This is a genomic window from Psychrobacter sp. PL19 (genome assembly GCF_017875835.1).
GTDB lineage: Bacteria > Pseudomonadota > Gammaproteobacteria > Pseudomonadales > Moraxellaceae > Psychrobacter.
Window position 1 is genome coordinate 2,216,748 of record NZ_JAGING010000001.1, and the last position, 17,064, is coordinate 2,233,811.

At 42.8% G+C, this 17,064-nt stretch carries 14 protein-coding genes and 1 riboswitch; of the genes, 8 read left to right on the forward strand and 6 right to left on the reverse strand.

All coding sequences use genetic code 11. From position 1 onward, the window contains the following. Positions 1 to 13: 13 nt before the first annotated feature. The 3 genes from H4W00_RS08980 to chrA all read right to left on the reverse strand — a co-directional run bounded on the left by H4W00_RS08980 (position 14) and on the right by chrA (position 3,437). Positions 14 to 583, reverse strand: coding sequence for a plasmid pRiA4b ORF-3 family protein (locus H4W00_RS08980; protein ID WP_209957407.1), 570 nt, complete (start codon positions 581 to 583; stop codon positions 14 to 16). Between the two features lie 383 nt (positions 584 to 966). Beyond that, on the reverse strand, positions 967 to 1,917 hold the full coding sequence (locus tag H4W00_RS08985; RefSeq protein ID WP_209957409.1) for an EamA family transporter: 951 nt from the start codon (positions 1,915 to 1,917) through the stop codon (positions 967 to 969). Between the two features lie 311 nt (positions 1,918 to 2,228). Beyond that, positions 2,229 to 3,437: a chromate efflux transporter gene (gene chrA / locus H4W00_RS08990; RefSeq protein ID WP_209957411.1), complete on the reverse strand. Its 1,209-nt coding sequence runs from the start codon at positions 3,435 to 3,437 to the stop codon at positions 2,229 to 2,231. Between the two features lie 851 nt (positions 3,438 to 4,288). Between chrA and H4W00_RS08995 the strand changes: the two genes are divergently transcribed. The 3 genes from H4W00_RS08995 (at position 4,289) to H4W00_RS09005 (ending at position 6,309) form a co-directional block, all read left to right on the forward strand. Next, positions 4,289 to 4,600, forward strand: coding sequence for a transposase (locus H4W00_RS08995; RefSeq protein ID WP_209957413.1), 312 nt, complete (start codon positions 4,289 to 4,291; stop codon positions 4,598 to 4,600). Positions 4,601 to 4,629: 29 nt separating this feature from the next. Continuing rightward, positions 4,630 to 5,478, forward strand: coding sequence for an IS3 family transposase (locus H4W00_RS09000; protein ID WP_334684932.1), 849 nt, complete (start codon positions 4,630 to 4,632; stop codon positions 5,476 to 5,478). Positions 5,479 to 5,558: 80 nt separating this feature from the next. Further along, positions 5,559 to 5,732: riboswitch (yybP-ykoY riboswitch) on the forward strand. Positions 5,733 to 5,736: 4 nt separating this feature from the next. Further along, on the forward strand, positions 5,737 to 6,309 hold the full coding sequence (locus tag H4W00_RS09005; protein WP_209957415.1) for a manganese efflux pump MntP: 573 nt from the start codon (positions 5,737 to 5,739) through the stop codon (positions 6,307 to 6,309). A 376-nt stretch (positions 6,310 to 6,685) separates the two neighbouring features. Here the strand turns inward: H4W00_RS09005 and H4W00_RS09010 are convergent, their stop codons facing one another. Further along, positions 6,686 to 7,582, reverse strand: a complete 897-nt coding sequence (locus tag H4W00_RS09010; protein WP_209957418.1) for a hypothetical protein — start codon at positions 7,580 to 7,582, stop codon at positions 6,686 to 6,688. Between the two features lie 338 nt (positions 7,583 to 7,920). Between H4W00_RS09010 and H4W00_RS09015 the strand changes: the two genes are divergently transcribed. The 5 genes from H4W00_RS09015 to acnD all read left to right on the forward strand — a co-directional run bounded on the left by H4W00_RS09015 (position 7,921) and on the right by acnD (position 16,227). Beyond that, entirely contained in the window at positions 7,921 to 8,967 is a 1,047-nt protein-coding gene (locus H4W00_RS09015; RefSeq protein WP_209957420.1) for a LysR family transcriptional regulator, read from the forward strand. Between the two features lie 266 nt (positions 8,968 to 9,233). Beyond that, positions 9,234 to 10,526 carry an NRAMP family divalent metal transporter gene (locus tag H4W00_RS09020; protein ID WP_209957423.1) on the forward strand — a complete coding sequence of 431 codons (1,293 nt, stop codon included), beginning with the start codon at positions 9,234 to 9,236 and terminating at the stop codon, positions 10,524 to 10,526. Positions 10,527 to 11,134: 608 nt separating this feature from the next. Then, positions 11,135 to 12,028 carry a methylisocitrate lyase gene (prpB, locus tag H4W00_RS09025; protein ID WP_209957425.1) on the forward strand — a complete coding sequence of 298 codons (894 nt, stop codon included), beginning with the start codon at positions 11,135 to 11,137 and terminating at the stop codon, positions 12,026 to 12,028. 88 nt (positions 12,029 to 12,116) lie between these two features. Then, positions 12,117 to 13,247 carry a bifunctional 2-methylcitrate synthase/citrate synthase gene (gene prpC, locus H4W00_RS09030; protein ID WP_209957427.1) on the forward strand — a complete coding sequence of 377 codons (1,131 nt, stop codon included), beginning with the start codon at positions 12,117 to 12,119 and terminating at the stop codon, positions 13,245 to 13,247. Positions 13,248 to 13,581: 334 nt separating this feature from the next. Beyond that, positions 13,582 to 16,227 carry a Fe/S-dependent 2-methylisocitrate dehydratase AcnD gene (acnD, locus tag H4W00_RS09035; protein ID WP_209959117.1) on the forward strand — a complete coding sequence of 882 codons (2,646 nt, stop codon included), beginning with the start codon at positions 13,582 to 13,584 and terminating at the stop codon, positions 16,225 to 16,227. Between the two features lie 239 nt (positions 16,228 to 16,466). Here the strand turns inward: acnD and H4W00_RS09040 are convergent, their stop codons facing one another. Continuing rightward, complete coding sequence (locus tag H4W00_RS09040; protein WP_209957429.1) at positions 16,467 to 16,757, reverse strand: type II toxin-antitoxin system RelE/ParE family toxin; 291 nt, start codon at positions 16,755 to 16,757, stop codon at positions 16,467 to 16,469. A 17-nt stretch (positions 16,758 to 16,774) separates the two neighbouring features. Beyond that, positions 16,775 to 16,996 (reverse strand): TA system antitoxin ParD family protein, encoded by a 222-nt coding sequence (locus H4W00_RS09045; RefSeq protein WP_209957431.1) that lies wholly within the window; start codon positions 16,994 to 16,996, stop codon positions 16,775 to 16,777. Positions 16,997 to 17,064 lie beyond the last annotated feature (68 nt).

The window sequence follows — 17,064 nt, forward strand, 5'->3', positions numbered from 1 at the left end:
ATAAAATGATAGATTAGCGAGCAAAACGTTCATTGACCTCATCTTTGCTAAAGGTTGCCGGGTCAAAATCATTACCACTGTCTAGGCCAAGCCAATCTAGCATATTGGCATGATCTTCGTGAGTTTCGTCTGCCATTACCTGCTGCAGATAGTCATAACCACCGATTCCTCCGATATCTTCAGGAGGACAGGCACGCCGACCAGCAATGCAAATAGGCAGGGATAGCTTCTTATCTGTGGGCAATATCTTTTCAAGTTCGATAACATGAACCCAGCCATCACCCATGTCATATTCATACATTAATTTGTCTTTTTCCTCTTTTAAAAATAAGGAAATAGGTTTGCCCATCTCATATTCTTGTCCTTCCCATAGCTCACCAAATTCAGGGTTATACTGTACATAGGTAGACTGTTTATGATAAAACTGGTGCAAATGGCTGTTGTCCCAACCCATAGCCTCTTGGATAATAACGTGCAAATCGTCAAGATGGTAACGACTGTCAATCAGAACTCTTCGCCAAATCGGAGGTTTACTCCATTGCAGAGTAATTTTAATTTGATAGGTTTGTTTTTTTTGGCTCATTGATTTACTCACTGTTAGTTGAGAAACTTTAAATCCTTTAAAAGGGACGCTTATAAAATAGAAGTAAGCCAAGAATATCTAATTTAGTCATTCTAAGCGAATAGTTTTGACCAAATAGCAGCAAAAAAGAGTCCTGTCCAACTGCGCGCATAGCTCTTGTCTTGCGGACGGGCAAAGCAGTGCTTTGCTTACTCTGTCCTCAGGGCTGATGCTACAACCGCGCCATACTGTGTAACACACTTTAGCTAAGTCATCTGCATTATCGTCGATTTTCCTCTTCCCTGAAATACTCATAAGTAATATTAGACGCTTCTATTTGTTGTGCTGTCGGTATTTCTTTTAGATCAGATTTTAGATCAGAGTCAGCTTGCTCAGTGCTGTTATTAACAGAGCTTTCTACCCAGCCCCATCTTCACATTTGCCAGTAATAATCCTGATAAGATCAACACCATCGCTAGCATCTTCCACCATGTCACCACTTCCCCTGTGAGCAGCACTGACGTTGCCATACCGAATATCGGCACCAGTAGCGCAAACGGCATAACCTTGGAGGCAGTATTTTGACTCAGTAAATACGCCCACAGCCCAAAGCCAATAAGAGTTGAGGTGTACACGATAAATCCAAGCGCCAACCAAGACTTGAGCGATGCCTCCATAAACGTCGCCAACTGCCATGCGCCGGTTTCAAACATGAGGGACGATAGGGTCAAAATCACACAAGCGATCAGGCCACCCCATACCACCAATGCTAGGGCAGACAACGCAGATGCCTTATTCTTCCCAGTGGTAGGCGAGACAATAGACACGCCAGATCCCTGCTGCGTTGCTTTTATAGCGGCTTGCGTTGACGCCTGCTTTGATGCAATGTTGCCAAAGCTCCAGCCTATTGCCGCAATCAAAATACAGACAAACCCAACCAAAGGCATGTCACCGCCAAGGTTTAGCAGGATCACACCCAACCCCAACATACCGATCAACATACCGATGACCTGTATGCGACTCATTGCCTCCCCCAAGATGACATACGCCAGTAATACGGTGATAAAAACCTGAAGTTGTAGTAATAGTGCGGTCAACCCTGCCGACGCCCCCAAATGCATGGCGGTGAATACAAAGGCATACTGCATGACAAAGGTACCAATGGCATAGATAAATAACGTACGGTTAAACTTGGGCGGCTTGAGAAACAAAACCAGTGGCACGGCGGTAAAGAAAAAACGCAAGGCTGTAAGCATCAGCGGTGGAAAGCTTTCAAGCCCCCACGCAATAAAGGTAAAGTTCACGCCCCAAATAAAGGTAACCAGTACAGCTAATGCGGTGTGTAAAGGGGTCATATCGTTGGCCTAGAAAATCATGACTAATTAGTAGATTTATTAATTGGTTGGGTTATAGTGAAGTTCATATAACACTGATATGGTATTAGCCTCCCTCACAGTGCTCTTATGGGTCTCGTCTGGTCTATAGTAGCTTATGTGGTCTATTCGAGATTAACAGCTCTCAAGGAGTTCGACCTATAGTGTGTATTCGGCTGTTAATACTCTCTTGTATTTAGTTTTCTATAACAGTTGCAGCTGACTTGACGCTCATCATCATAAGCCTTGTGCCATGCTATGTCTTTGCTGTAGTTTTTCTAACGATTGTCACCTCATAATGTTAGTAGCCATCCAGCGGCTCCGCAATTCATAACCACCAGCCAAGCAGGTAATTTCCAGAACATCAAGGCAACTAGAGCAATTAATGCCAGACCAAAATCTTTTGCTTCAACAATGGCGCTTGTCCATACAGGCTGATAAAGCGCTGCCAGTAGCAAACCGACGACTGCAGCATTAACACCAGACAGGGCGGCTCGTGTCCGCAAATTTTGGCGTAGACCTTCCCAAAATGGTAGGGCACCCATAACCAACAAAAAGGATGGCGCAAAGATGGCTATTAAGCAAATCATACCTCCCAACCAGCTACTGGGCGCTTGGTTCATCGAACTCCCAAGAAATGCAGAGAAGGTGAATAAAGGCCCTGGAACTGCTTGCGTGGCCCCGTAACCTGCCAAGAAAGTATCATTACTGAGCCAACCAGCCGGAATAACCTCAGCTTGTAACAAGGGTAACACCACATGCCCACCACCAAACACTAATGATCCTGCACGAAAGAAGGTATCTACCATAGAGAGGGTGTGACTTGGGTACAATGCAGTCAGCAGTGGCAAGCCAATTAGCAATGAGAAAAATAAGAACAACCAAAAAACCCCAGTCCGACGTCTGATAGTAATAGGAAGCGGGTCATGAGCAATCACCTTTTCAGGTTTAAATAATACCAGTCCAATAATGGCAGCAATAGCAATGACGATCACTTGGCCTAATGCAGAGGGTACTAACAGCACAAAACAAGCGGCCAGCGCCATGATAGAGACTCGCGCAACATCGGTGCAGAGATTTCGACCCATACCCCATACCGCTTGTGCAACCACCGCCACCGCTGCTACTTTTAAACCCTGTAGTACGCCAGGTGGAATAATATCCCCATAACTGGTAATACCCATAGCAAATAAAATAAGCGCTATGGCAGAGGGCAAGGTAAACCCAGTCCAAGCAGCGAGAGCGCCAGTATATCCCGCTCGAGATAGCCCTATGGCGATGCCGACTTGACTGCTTGCTGGTCCTGGTAAAAACTGGCAAAGTGCGACTAAGTCGGCATAGCTGTTCTCAGTTAGCCATTGTCGTCGTATCACAAATTCATCACGAAAATAGCCCAAATGAGCGACGGGACCACCAAATGAGGTTAGACCCAATCTAAGGAAAATAAGAAAAACAGCCCATGCTGACCTACTTTCAATATTATGACTATTATGATATGCCACGACTGACTCTCCTCGGCAGATTCTCTTAATTATCGAAATACGATAATTTACCTAGGTTATGATGATGTGTCTATCTTTTACTGGAATTGTTTAGTGTGATACCTGTATGGATGGCATGATCAGATCGAAAAATGTAATAACAGCAATACTTACAGTCATATCTCAAATAGCTAGCAGTCATATCTCAAATAGCTAGCAGTCATATCTCAAATAGCTAGCAGTCATATCTCAAATAGCTAGCTTTGCTAAATGTACTTAGTAGTATACTTGTAAGGGATTGTTCAAGCTGATTTGAAATTTCAGCCATTAGGTGACACGATGTTAATTAATGACAGACGACTTGAGGAGTAATCTATAAAAATTGATAGATCTATACTACGAGCAATAGCAGCCTGTGTTTTGATTGTTGGACTGACAGCTGCCGTCATAATTATCCTTAACCTGATGCCAACTAATAGCAGTATTTTATCTAATACCTTCTAACGGAAACTACTTTTGAAATTAAAGCCTAAATAAGGCTTTTTTTGTGCCCATTAATTGTATTTGGCGGTCAAGTGAGTAGTCGAACTGTAATCTGTGATCATTGATTAGGGTATGATGCGAGCCATAAAATCGTTGTCAACAGTGACCATAGCGAGCTCATCGCTATTATTGCTTACAGCAGGCCACACTTCTTCCTACCCATCTACTAACATTAAGCGAGTTATGTCATTGCCTGCTTATGTATTATTCACATTCAGTCTCTATTCATCCTTCATATTTAATTGATTTTAGGCTACCTCTATATGTAGTGGCATAATAAACTTGGACAGTGTTTAAGAGGCTATACTAACCCAAAGAAGGAAAATAGTATGACCAACAAACGCAATCAATATACCCGAGAGTTTAAGTTAGAAGCCATCAGCTTAGTCACTGATCACAAACGTAAAATACCTGATGTGGCCAGCTCACTTGGTATTGGCAAATCCACCTTGCAGAAATGGCTGAGTCAATACCATCAAGAAATAAATGGTCAAGCACCTAAAGCTGGTAATGCGTTAACTGACGAGCAACGCGAGCTTCAAGAGCTGCGTAAAGAGAATAAGCGTTTGAGGATGGAACGCGATATATTAAAAAAGGCTTCTGCTCTGCTGGCGTTGGACAGTCTGAACGGCTATCGCTGATCAGCCAGCTTGCAGAGCAAGACGAACAGATGAGTAAAAGCCAACTTTGCAGGCTATTTGGTGTGATTAAGAGCAGTTACTACTATAGACTAAAGCCACAGGCCATCAGTCTTGACACTGTCAAAACCAAAGCCTTAATACGCCAAATATTCAACGACTCAAAGTACTCAGCAGGAGCTCGCAGCATTGCAGCCATACTAATGAATGAGCATAACATCAAGCTGTCACGTTATATGGTAGGTAAACTTATGAGCAGCATGGGGCTTAAAAGCTGTCAGTTAAAGACGCATAAATACAAGCATGCTGACGAGGCGCACAAAACCCATGGGAACTTATTGAACCGTAACTTTAGCCCATCAGCGCCCAATCAAGTCTGGACGGGCGATGTAACTTATGTTCGCATCAAAGGTGGCTGGTGCTATTTAGCGGTGGTTTTAGATTTGTATGCTCGGCGTGTGGTGGGATTTGCCGTATCAGAATCCCCTGACAGTGTGCTGACCGCTAAAGCCCTGCAAATGGCATACCACAGCAGACTTAAACCCAGTGGTATGCTGTTTCATTCCGATCAGGGAACCCATTATACCAGTAAGAAATTCGCTGAATCCGTGGCGAGTTGTAATGGCATGACGCAAAGCATGAGTCGAAAAGGTAACTGTTGGGACAATGCCCCAACTGAAAGGTTCTTCAGGAGCTTTAAAACAGAATGGATGCCAAAGGGCGGTTATGAGAATATCGCTGAGGCTAAAAGTGCCATTATTGATTATATTTGGGGCTACTATCAAACCGTGAGACCTCACCGTTTTAACGATTATTTGTCACCGCTAGAAAAAGAGAAACGTTACTTTAATCAAAACCTCTTATCAGGTGTCCTAAATTAGTTGACCACTACAATATTACATAAAAAAATATGTAGTCTAACAAGATACTTTCTTATTGACTTGTAACATATGCGTGTTAACCTGAGCATTCTTTGGGGAGTAGCCTGCTTTCGTTCTACGAAAGAGTTCGTGTCAACACGCTTGGCCATATGCCATGGTACGAACACCTCTCGGTTGGCGAGACCATCGATATATTCACACTGCAGGTCGGGGGTGTGAGTATGTCGTGGACTCTATACTCGACCTGAGAAGATAACAATGAACCCTGTAGCCCTTCTGTTACTTGCTCTCTCTATGTCTACTGATGCCTTCTCTGTGGCAATTAGTAAAGGCGCAAGCCTCAAAAATCCTCGTTTCACCGAAGCTTTAAGAATAGGCCTTATTTTTGGTACTATTGAAGCTATCACGCCCATTATTGGTTGGTTCATCGGCCATTCAACAGCTTCTTTGGTAGACGCTTCTTTTGTCGAAGCATGGGATCATTGGATAGCGTTCACTATACTCGTCGTTCTCGGTCTGCATATGATTTATGAAGGTTTGAAGCCAAGTAGCGCAAAGGCAGAAGTACCGTCAAGGCACTCTTCCTTTAAACTTGCTGTAACCGCATTCGGCACCAGCATTGATGCAATGGCTATAGGTGTTAGTCTAGCGTTTATAGAGGTCAGTATTTTACTGGCAGCGGGTCTTATTGGTCTGGCTACTACAATAATGGTCACTTTAGGCGTCATGCTGGGGAAAGTATTGGGTTCACTACTCGGTCATAAGACTGAAATATTTGGTGGGCTAATGCTAATCGCTATCGGTGGGTGGATTCTGTCCAGCCACCTCTAATTGCAAAACTTTATACGCGACTTGATAGTTTAGTCTTCTTTACGAGCCTCTTTGATTTTCTTAACAGCCGCATCCGTCAAGTCAGCCGCCTTGTCAGCCACTGGCCCAACGATATCTTTTGCTTTATTTATGGTAGGTTCTTTTGAGTATACCTCAACGGAACCACTCCATTACACCGCTATACCTAATCTGGACTTAGTGGTTTCCTTAAAATTTATGTGAAAATCTGGATTTAAGCGATAAGTCAGTGATAAATATTGCACTCCCTTTTACTTATTACTTACAAAGCCACTTTTGCCCCAGCCATTATGATTTTTTAGAACTAAAGTACGATGCAAACATGTAGTTGTGGATCATGCTTTAGCCAAAGCTCACTCTAATTTTTATCATCACGGTATAAAGTGTCCTGCGCCTCTTCCCTAAAATCCTCATAAGTAATATTTGATTCTTCTTTGTTTAATGCGGCTAACACTGGTTTTGGTGTGAGGTCAGATTTGTCAGCATCATCAATGCTCACATAATTGTCCACACTAGCAGTATTCACTGATGAATTTTTATTGAGTACTGGCTCTGATATTACTTGAGTGTCTGAAGTCGAAGCTGCTACCTTATTTTCCTCTATACCAGTCGATTGCTCGGTATTAGCGGCTGGTGCGCTAATTGGCATAGTATTAGAGTTATCATAAGCCAAACGGTCTTCGGCAACAGATAAAATGCCTATGGTATTGAGAAGCAATATAATAACAGCGCTTAATATTAGCCCAGAGACCATACCCACTATTAATAGCTTGCTACTACTAATTTGCTTACCAAATAGTGTCCCTGTCTCTTTATTACTTGAGTCAGCTATTGGCTCATTGGTTAATAGGTGGCTATTGTCATACTTAGGTTGGTCGTCAACTAGTAAATTTTTGATCTCGTTATCATCAACTAAAGTATGAAGCATTGTTGCTATGGCTTTATCATTATCAGAAGAAGTGATATCAAGGCTGATAGTTTCCGGTATTTTAGGATCGAGCTCTTGTTCCTCTTGTTCATGGTTGGTAAACAGTAGCAGCTCTTCTTCATTCAGAAGCTCGTATGAGGATGACTTTTTAAATTCATCCAAGCTTTTCAAGTTATCAATATCAAGATTACGGTCATTATCAATGTCATCAACACGATCGATGAAGCGCTCACAGACATCACTGGTACGAGCATTACCACTAGGTTTGGTATGAGTGGCTGTAGATAAGCCGATCCTATCATCAGTGTTATTATCTGAGTCGTTCATAAGTATAGTACCAAGTCGATTTATATTATAAATAACAAATGACCGTTAAAATTACGTTATGATACTGATTTTTTGCTAAAGTGTAACGGCACTGTACTTAGATAATATAATTGGCTGGTCGCTTACCTTCAAGCATAAACAGTATCAACAGCTGTAATTATGCGATAAACAGCAAAAAACAGTACTAATTATAGTCAATAAAAAATAATATCGATACATGACCTACTGCTGGCATACATTTTTCTTGCTTGCTGTGCCTACGCAGACAGAGGCTGCAAAAAGCTTGTACCAGCAGTACCGTCGCGTTTTTAAGGTATTTTAACTATAGGTAGTAATACATGGATTTAAAGCAACTTAATGCCTTTATTGCCATCGCTGACTTAAGAAGCTTTAGTGCTGCGGCAACCACAACGGGTTTATCACAACCTACCTTGAGCCGTTTGCTTAAACAGCTTGAGACTGATATGGGCGTGGTACTGGTCGATCGCTATCACAGACCACTACATCTAACAGCAGCGGGGGTTTTCTTCTACGACAAGATCAGCGCGGTACTAACAGAGCTTGAAACTATTACTAGTATGACGCAGAGGCTATCCACACCCAGCACCGTACTAAATATTGGCTTTGTACCATCCGTGCTATATGGCTTACTGCCAGAAATCATTGCAACCTTAAAACTGCATAACGCCAATCAGAACACAGATCTCGAGGTCAACCTCAAAGATATCAGCTCCTACCAACAGGTTGATGCGCTTAAAACGGGTGAAATTGATGTCGGTTTCGGTCGTTTTGCTCATCAAGATCCCTGGATACAACAAATACTGTTGCGCCACGAGCGCTATGTAGTCGCACTTCCTAAAGCCCATCCCCTTGCCCATGTTGGGGAACAACGTTTGATTGACTTGGCAAATAATCGCTTGATCTTATATCATCAAACGCACTTGCCAGCGCACAGCACGACTATTTCTGCAGAACAAATACAGACAGCTCAGATGGATAGTACTATTAGCGAAAGTAAATTTAAGCTAAATAATAAGTCAAACGTAACAAATACCAATTTAGCAAACTCAGTCACAGAGCCTTTACTGTATCTATTTGCTCAATACGGTATCGCGCCTCTTATGACTTCTAAAGTCAGTGATTTACAAGTTGCCCTGGGCTTGGTGGCCGCAGGCGAAGGCATTACCTTAGTACCTGCCAGCCTACAAACCGTTCGGACAGATCAGATTAGCTATCAGCGGCTGGTTCACGAGAACGTCACTTCCCCTATTTATTTACATACCCTAAAGGACTTTGTGCATCCTAAAGTTCCTGATCTTCTCAATGCCATCTACCAGGTATATGAAAAGCGTGGCATTACCTACCGTCAGCAGCAATTTGTTTAACCAATATAAACATGCACTATTAAGTCAACATAAGCTTATCAAGTACCGCTAACAGATACTTTAAACCCTAAAATAACGATTAATGATGACATTAAAAAACGCTAATAATAATGCAAATAATCATTATCTCGAGTGGCATCGGTGTGCTAAAGTCAGGCCGCAATTAATAGCTCCGTAGCCATTAGTTCATAATTTTGCTGTACTGATTACTGGCGAGCGCTCACAGGTAAGTGACAACATGCCGCTTTAACTATTTTGAGGTATTCATGACCACACAACGACTTAACAACCCTAATAATAGCGCTAACAATCCAGATAGCGCAGCAGCACAAGAAGGCTTCAGTTGGCGAATTTTTGGCCCTGGCATCTTAATGGCAACGGCGGCTATTGGTGGCTCACATCTGATTTCATCGACTCAGGCAGGCGCACTTTATGGCTGGCAGTTAGCCATTATGATTATTTTAGCCAACCTTTTTAAATATCCTTTCTTTCGTTTCGCTACCGATTACGTTTATGATACTGGCGAGAGTTTAATTGCCGGTTATGCCAAGCGCTCTAAAGCCTATCTTTGGGTATATTTCATCCTATCTATGCTGTCAGCGGTGATTAGTACTGGCGCGGTATCGTTAATTGCTGCGGTAATCTTAGGCTTTATGCTACCGGCTTCTGTCGGACTGTCCACCATTACTCTAGCGTTAATAGTGACTGCGGTATGTTGGGTGTTTTTAATAGCTGGTCATTATAAGCTGCTCGACGGGGTAACCAAATGGATTATGATTGCGCTTACTACCGCGACCGTTGCGGCAGTCATTATTGCGGCTGGTAAGCCTACGGTTATGGCGGTTGACTTTGTGGCAGCCTCCCCCTGGAACTTAGCTACTTTAGGTTTTATTGTGGCACTAATGGGCTGGATGCCGGCACCGCTTGAGTTTGCTGCTATTACCTCGATGTGGACCTCAGCAAAAAGAAAATCTGACAATACTACCAAACGTCAAGGTCTACTAGATTTTAACCTTGGTTATTCAATCTCTGCTATTTTGGCGTTATTTTTCTTAGCACTGGGTGTTTTTGTGCAGTATGGTTCAGGTCAAGAGATTCAGATTGCTGGCGGTGCTTATATCGATCAGCTCATTAGCATGTATACCAATACCATTGGTGAGTGGTCAAGGTTGCTGGTCGCCTTCGTGGCCTTTATGTGTATGTTTGGCACTACCATCACTTGTGCTGATGGTTATGGGCGTGCCAATGCCGAATGTTGGCGCTTGTTAAAAGGTCAAGACGAAATCAATAAAAAGCAGATCGCTTTTTGGACCACTTATGCCATTGGTGGCGGGCTGATAATCATCACTTTCTTTACTGGACAGTTAGGCACTATGCTCAAGTTTGCTATGATATCGGCATTTCTTTCGGCCCCTATCTTTGGTTGGTTAAACTACTCATTAGTAAAAAGTCATCAAAAACTTTCAGCAGGTATGAATGCATTGTCAATTGCCGGTTTAATATTTTTAGCAAGCTTTGCGCTATTATTCCTAGCCAACCTTGCCGGGTTGTTTGGCTAAGCCCTTTTGGTTAAGTATTTCTCAGCTAACCCCTATTGTTTAAGTAGCTAGTTTTTAAAAGCATTACCAACACCTGTATAGTTTAAGGCCTCAATAGCTCGGTTATTGAGGCTTTTTTATTACTGATATTTCTTTTTATTGATAATACTTAGATCTGAAGCAGGTTATATAGTTGCTATCTTTGTTGTAGGTATTCAACAGAATGCTATCAAACACAATAAAAATAACCTATGGCTCTTATTCCAGGATGCCAGTTCAGTATGCAAGTAGACTCAATTAACCGCAAATTCGTTATGGCCATAGATTAATTTAAGGTCATGAAATACGTATTAACTTTATTTTCTTACCTCTAATTGTAACTAAATGTAAAAATGATAGCATAATATAATAGCTTATTTTACGTATATGAATAATGAATCGGCTTAGCTATACAATAATGGATATTACTATTTATTTAATGAATTGATGTATTTAAATTAAAATAAATTATTAATTATATTAACTATTTGGAATGAAGTACTACTTTGAAGTGCCGGGTAATTAGGTATAATCAGAGTCAACAAAGAATTAATAATGATAAGACAAACCCTCTATAAAAGGATTTCCGCATGACATCGCAATCAGCTGGCTCTCGTTTTCGCAGTGCACTTACCCAAAAAAACACTAACAACCAACCCCTACAAATTGCCGGTGCTATTAACGCTTATACTGCCATGATGGCGACTCAAGTGGGTCATCAAGCCTTATATCTTTCTGGTGCTGGCGTGGCCAATGCATCATTTGGCTTACCTGATTTAGGTATGACCAGTCTTGATAATGTCTTAGAAGATGCTCGCCGGATTACTGATGCCGTTGATACCCCACTATTGGTTGATATTGATACCGGTTTTGGTGGCGCGTTTAATATCGCCCAAACCGTTAGAAAAATGGAAAAAGCGGGCGTTGCAGCAGTACATATTGAAGACCAAGTGGCACAAAAACGCTGTGGTCATCGCCCTAATAAAGAAATCGTTAGTATTTCAGAGATGGTTGATCGTTTAAAAGCAGCCCTTGATGCCAAAACTGATAGTGATTTTGTGGTTATGGCACGTACTGATGCCTTATCTGTCGAAGGTCTTGACGCTGCTGTTGAGCGCGCAGTTGCCTTTCAAGAAGCCGGTGCTGATATGATTTTTGCTGAAGCATTAACCGATATTGAGATGTACCGTAAGTTTACCGATGTGCTAGATATTCCTGTACTGGCCAACATGACTGAATTTGGCCAGACTGATCTTTACACCACTGATCAGCTATATGGCGTTGGTGTGAACATGGTGCTGTACCCGCTATCTGCATTCCGTGCGATGAATAAAGCCGCGCTCAATGTTTACCAACATATCTTATCTGACGGCACGCAAGACAAGGTCGTCGATACCATGCAGACTCGTATGGAGCTATATGACTTTTTGAACTATCATGAGTTCGAGCAGACTCTAGACAAGCTGTTCGCTGGTAACAAGTAAACCGTATCTTTTACAGTTACCGCTATTACTTAGCATCATGGCTTAAAACAATCACTTAACAACACGCTACCACCAAAAGGAATTTATCATGGCAGCAGTACAAAAAGAACTCTCAGGCGCAGGCCTACGCGGTCAAGTCGCTGGCAAGACCGCTTTATCTACCGTTGGCAAATCAGGCTCAGGCCTAACTTACCGTGGTTATGATGTGTCAGAACTAGCAGACAAGTGCATCTTTGAAGAAGTCGCTTATCTTTTACTCTATGGCAATCTGCCTACTCAAAGTGAGCTTGATGCTTATCAAACCAAGCTTAAAGGTTTACGTGGACTATCACAGCCGCTAAAAGATGTGCTTGAACGTATTCCTGCTGACGCACATCCGATGGATGTATTGCGTACGGGTTGTTCTATGCTGGGTAACCTTGAGACTGAAATGAGTTTCGACGAACAAAACGACCAAGCAGATCGTATGCTGGCGGTTTTCCCATCAATCATTAACTACTGGTATCGCTTTACCCATGATGATGTGCGTATCGAAACTGAAACTGACGATGACACCATGGGCGGACATTTCTTACATCTGCTTAAAGGTGAGAAGCCAAATGAGCTACATACCAAGGTGATGAACGTATCCCTTATTTTATACGCTGAGCACGAATTCAACGCCTCAACCTTTACTGCACGTGTTTGTGCCTCTACCCTATCTGATATCCATTCTTGTATTACCGGCGCGATTGGCTCACTACGTGGTCCTTTACATGGCGGCGCTAATGAGGCGGCTATGGATATGATTGAAGGCTTCAGCTCACCTGATGACGCTGAAAAAGAAATGATGGCCATGCTGGCGCGTAAAGATAAAATCATGGGCTTTGGCCATGCTATCTACACTGATTCTGATCCCCGTAACGTGGTTATCAAAGGTTGGGCTGAAAAACTAGCGGCAGATGTTGGTGATGATGTACTTTACCCAGTATCCGTACGCTGTGAAGAAGTCATGTGGCGCGAGAAGAAACTGTTCTGTAATGCCGATTTCTTCCATGCGTCAACGTATCATTTCATGGGTATACCCACCAAGCTGTTCACGCCAATCTTTGTTATCTCGCGTCTAACAGGTTGGGCTTCTCATGTATTTGAGCAACGTGCCAATAACCGTATCATTCGCCCAAGTGCAGAATATATCGGTGAAGAATTACGTTCTGTACCAGATATGAGTGAGCGTTAATTTAGTCTTCATATACTATTTATCGTAACCCGTTATGATAAATAGTTAGTATTAGTATACGTTTAGCTGTTAAGTCGTCTATCTTTTGATTGTGGCTTAGCAGTTAAATTGTATTACTATGCCTGTTTTCGGTAAGTCTGAATTTATTTAACAACGTTTTTTTAGCAAAGCCTGCCAGCGTGACTAATGACTATCACGTTAATGACAGCAACATTTAGAACAACAACGGCATAACAATGATTTTGCTAAAAAAATCCGCCTTTCTGATTCAACTTAACCCTCAGTTTAACCAGCTAACCGCCAAAGGTAACCTATGGACAACCTAATTCAGCCCATGAATGAGCAATTTAAAAAGCCACTACCCGGTACTGACCTGTATTACTTCGATACCCGCGAAGCCGTCGAGAATATCGAAGTGGGCGCATATGACAAACTACCATACTCATCAAAAGTACTGTGCGAAAACTTGGTTCGTCGTTGTACGCCAAAAGACTTGACCGCAGCATTGACCCAGCATATTCAGGGCAAGCAAGATCTTGATTTTCCTTGGTATCCTGCTCGTGTGGTTTGTCATGATATTTTAGGTCAGACCGCCTTTGTTGACTTGGCTGGACTGCGTGATGCTATTGCTGAGCGAGGTGGTGATCCCTCTCAAGTTAACCCTATCGTTCCCACCCAATTGATTGTTGATCATTCGTTGGCAGTTGAACATGCCGGCTTTGAAGAAAATGCCTTCGAGAAAAATCGGGCGATTGAAGAGCGCCGTAACGATGACCGCTTTCACTTTATCAATTGGTGCGAATATGCCTTTGATAACGTCAACGTCGTACCGCCTGGTAACGGCATCATGCATCAAATTAATCTTGAGAAAATGTCGCCGGTCGTACAAGTGGCACAAGGTAAAGACGGCTACAAGGTTGCTTTTGCTGACACGTTAGTGGGTACTGACAGTCATACTCCCATGGTTGATGCCTTGGGTGTCATCTCTATCGGTGTTGGTGGTCTAGAAGCTGAAAGTGTGATGCTAGGCAACCCCTCATATATGCGCCTGCCAGATTTCGTTGGGGTTAAGCTCAGCGGTAAATTGGAAAAAGGTGTTACCGGTACTGATTTAGTCTTGGCCATGGCTGAGTTCTTACGCAACGAAGGCGTGGTTTCTACCTATATCGAATTCTTCGGTGATGGTGCACGCCAGCTGACGGTTGGTGATCGTGCTTCTATCTCTAATATGACTCCTGAATATGGCGCCACCGCAGCGATGTTCTATATCGATGAGCAAACCATCGACTATCTACGCCTTACGGGTCGTAGTGAACCGCAAATAAAATTAGTCGAACAGTATGCCAAGCAAACGGGTCTATGGGCTGATGGCATGGAAGACGCCGAATACGCGCGCGTGCTTGAGTTTGACTTATCAGCAGTAGTCCGCAATTTGGCGGGTCCTTCGCGTCCCCATGCACGGGTTTCAACCACTGATTTAGTTGCCAAAGGCATTGCCCACGGCGCTGATGACAAGTTACCAGAACCCAAAGAAGGCATGATGCCAGATGGTGCGGTTATCATTGCTGCGATTACCAGTTGTACCAATACGTCTAACCCACGCAATATGGTTGCGGCTGGCCTAGTCGCCCGTAACGCCAATGCCAAAGGCTTATTACGCAAATCTTGGGTAAAAACATCATTAGCCCCTGGTTCTAAAACTGTAAAAATGTACCTAGAAGAAGCAGGTCTGATGTCTGAGATGCAGCAGATAGGATTTGATGTGGTTGGCTTTGCTTGTACTACTTGTAATGGTATGAGTGGCGCACTTGATCCTGATATCGAAAAAGAAATCATTGATAATGATTTATTCACCACCGCAGTGCTATCCGGTAACCGTAACTTTGATGGTCGTATCCATCCTTATGCCAAGCAAGCATTCTTAGCGTCACCACCCCTGGTTATCGCTTATGCTATCGCGGGTAACATTCGCTTTGATATCGAAAAAGATTCATTAGGCCAAGACCAAGAGGGCAATGAGGTTTACCTAAAAGATATCTGGTTCGACGATGACGAAGTTGATGCTATCGTGGCAGAAGCGGTGAAGCCTGAACAGTTCAATGCTGTTTATATCCCAATGTTTGATGAAGCCAAAAAAGACACTGGTAAAGCGCTAAGCCCATTATACAACTGGCGTGATCAGACTACTTATATCCGCCGTCCGCCCTATTGGGAAGGCAAAATGGCCAAGAAAAATGCGCTAACAGGTATGCGTCCATTAGCGGTACTTGGTGATAACATCACAACCGATCATATGTCACCATCGAACGCTATCTTGGGTGATTCAGCGGCTGGTGAATATCTTGACACCATGGGTTTACCTGCCGAGGATTACAACTCGTATGCGACTCATCGCGGTGATCACTTAACCGCTCAACGTGCAACTTTTGCCAACCCTAAATTGCTCAATGAAATGGTACGCGATGGCAATGACAGCAGAAGTGGTGAGGTGATTCAGGGCTCACTTGCTCGTGTTGAGCCTGAAGGTCAGGTTATGCGTATGTGGGAAGCGATTGAAACCTACATGAACCGCGAACAGCCTTTAATTATCATTGCAGGTGATGGCTATGGTCAAGGCTCAAGCCGCGACTGGGCTGCCAAAGGTGTACGTTTAGCTGGTGTGGAAACAGTAGTTGCTGAGGACTTTGAGCGTATTCATCGTCAAAACTTAGTGGGTATGGGCGCCCTACCGCTACAGTTTGAGAAAGGCGTAAATCGTCATACCTTAAATATTGATGGCTCAGAAGTGTTTGATGTCACTGGCGAAGTATCTGCTGGCGGGCTTATGACTTTAGTCATTAACCGCACTGATGGTAGCAAAACTGAAGTACCAATCATTTGCCGCTTAGATACTGCTGATGAAGTCAAAATGTACAACGCTGGCGGTATGCTCCAACGCTTCGCCAAAGAGTTTATCGATGGTACTTTAGATATTGCTTAAGCGTTTAGTTTGCTAGTAATGTAAACAATAGAAGAGCTGGCGTTGTATATATTTTATATGGCGTCGGCTCTTTTTTAACTTTAGTTGCAAACAAACTAATGTCTTAATGGAAACGCTTTACTTATTAAAGTCGCCTGCTAATGTCACTCATCTTGCTAAATCTGTCGACCAAGCTAAGGCTGGCGAGACTGTTGTGCATGCGCCATCTGATATTGACATTAATCATGAATAAATAAGAATCATAAAGATAATTTTAGATCACGATAAAAGTTTTCATGTGTACCTATTAGCAATAGAGTTAACACCAGCTGGCCGTTGTCAATTTGATATGCTAGTAGTGTCAACTGCTTCATCATCTTAAATTTATAGACCTGTACAGTGGATAGGTCACCAGTTTTTTGAATTCCTAAACTAGGATTGCCAGCGATGGCGCGCACGGCATCATCAAGGTCTACTTTTTGATTTTTATGCAGTTTTTTGACTGCTTTTTTGAAGCTGCTAGATTGAACAATACGCAAAGGTTGGCTCATGATTTATCCAAAATAGTCTATCCAAACTCGTAAGGCTCGACCATATCAGCATCAACCTCTGCTTGAGCTATTAATAATTGGCGTACGAACTCATAAGATAGATCAGGATTGTCTTCCATAATTTGGCCGATAGTTGCCCAATGTTCGATTTGTTTAGGGGGTGTTCGGTGATGTGCCTTTGCGATTGCCGATGCTTTATCGACCAATGCTCGGTCAAGTCGAATGCTTGCTGTTGCCATGATGCTCTCCTAAATGAGCTAGGTTAAGTTTAAAAAAACAAGCAAACTCAACGGCTTATGATTTTGTG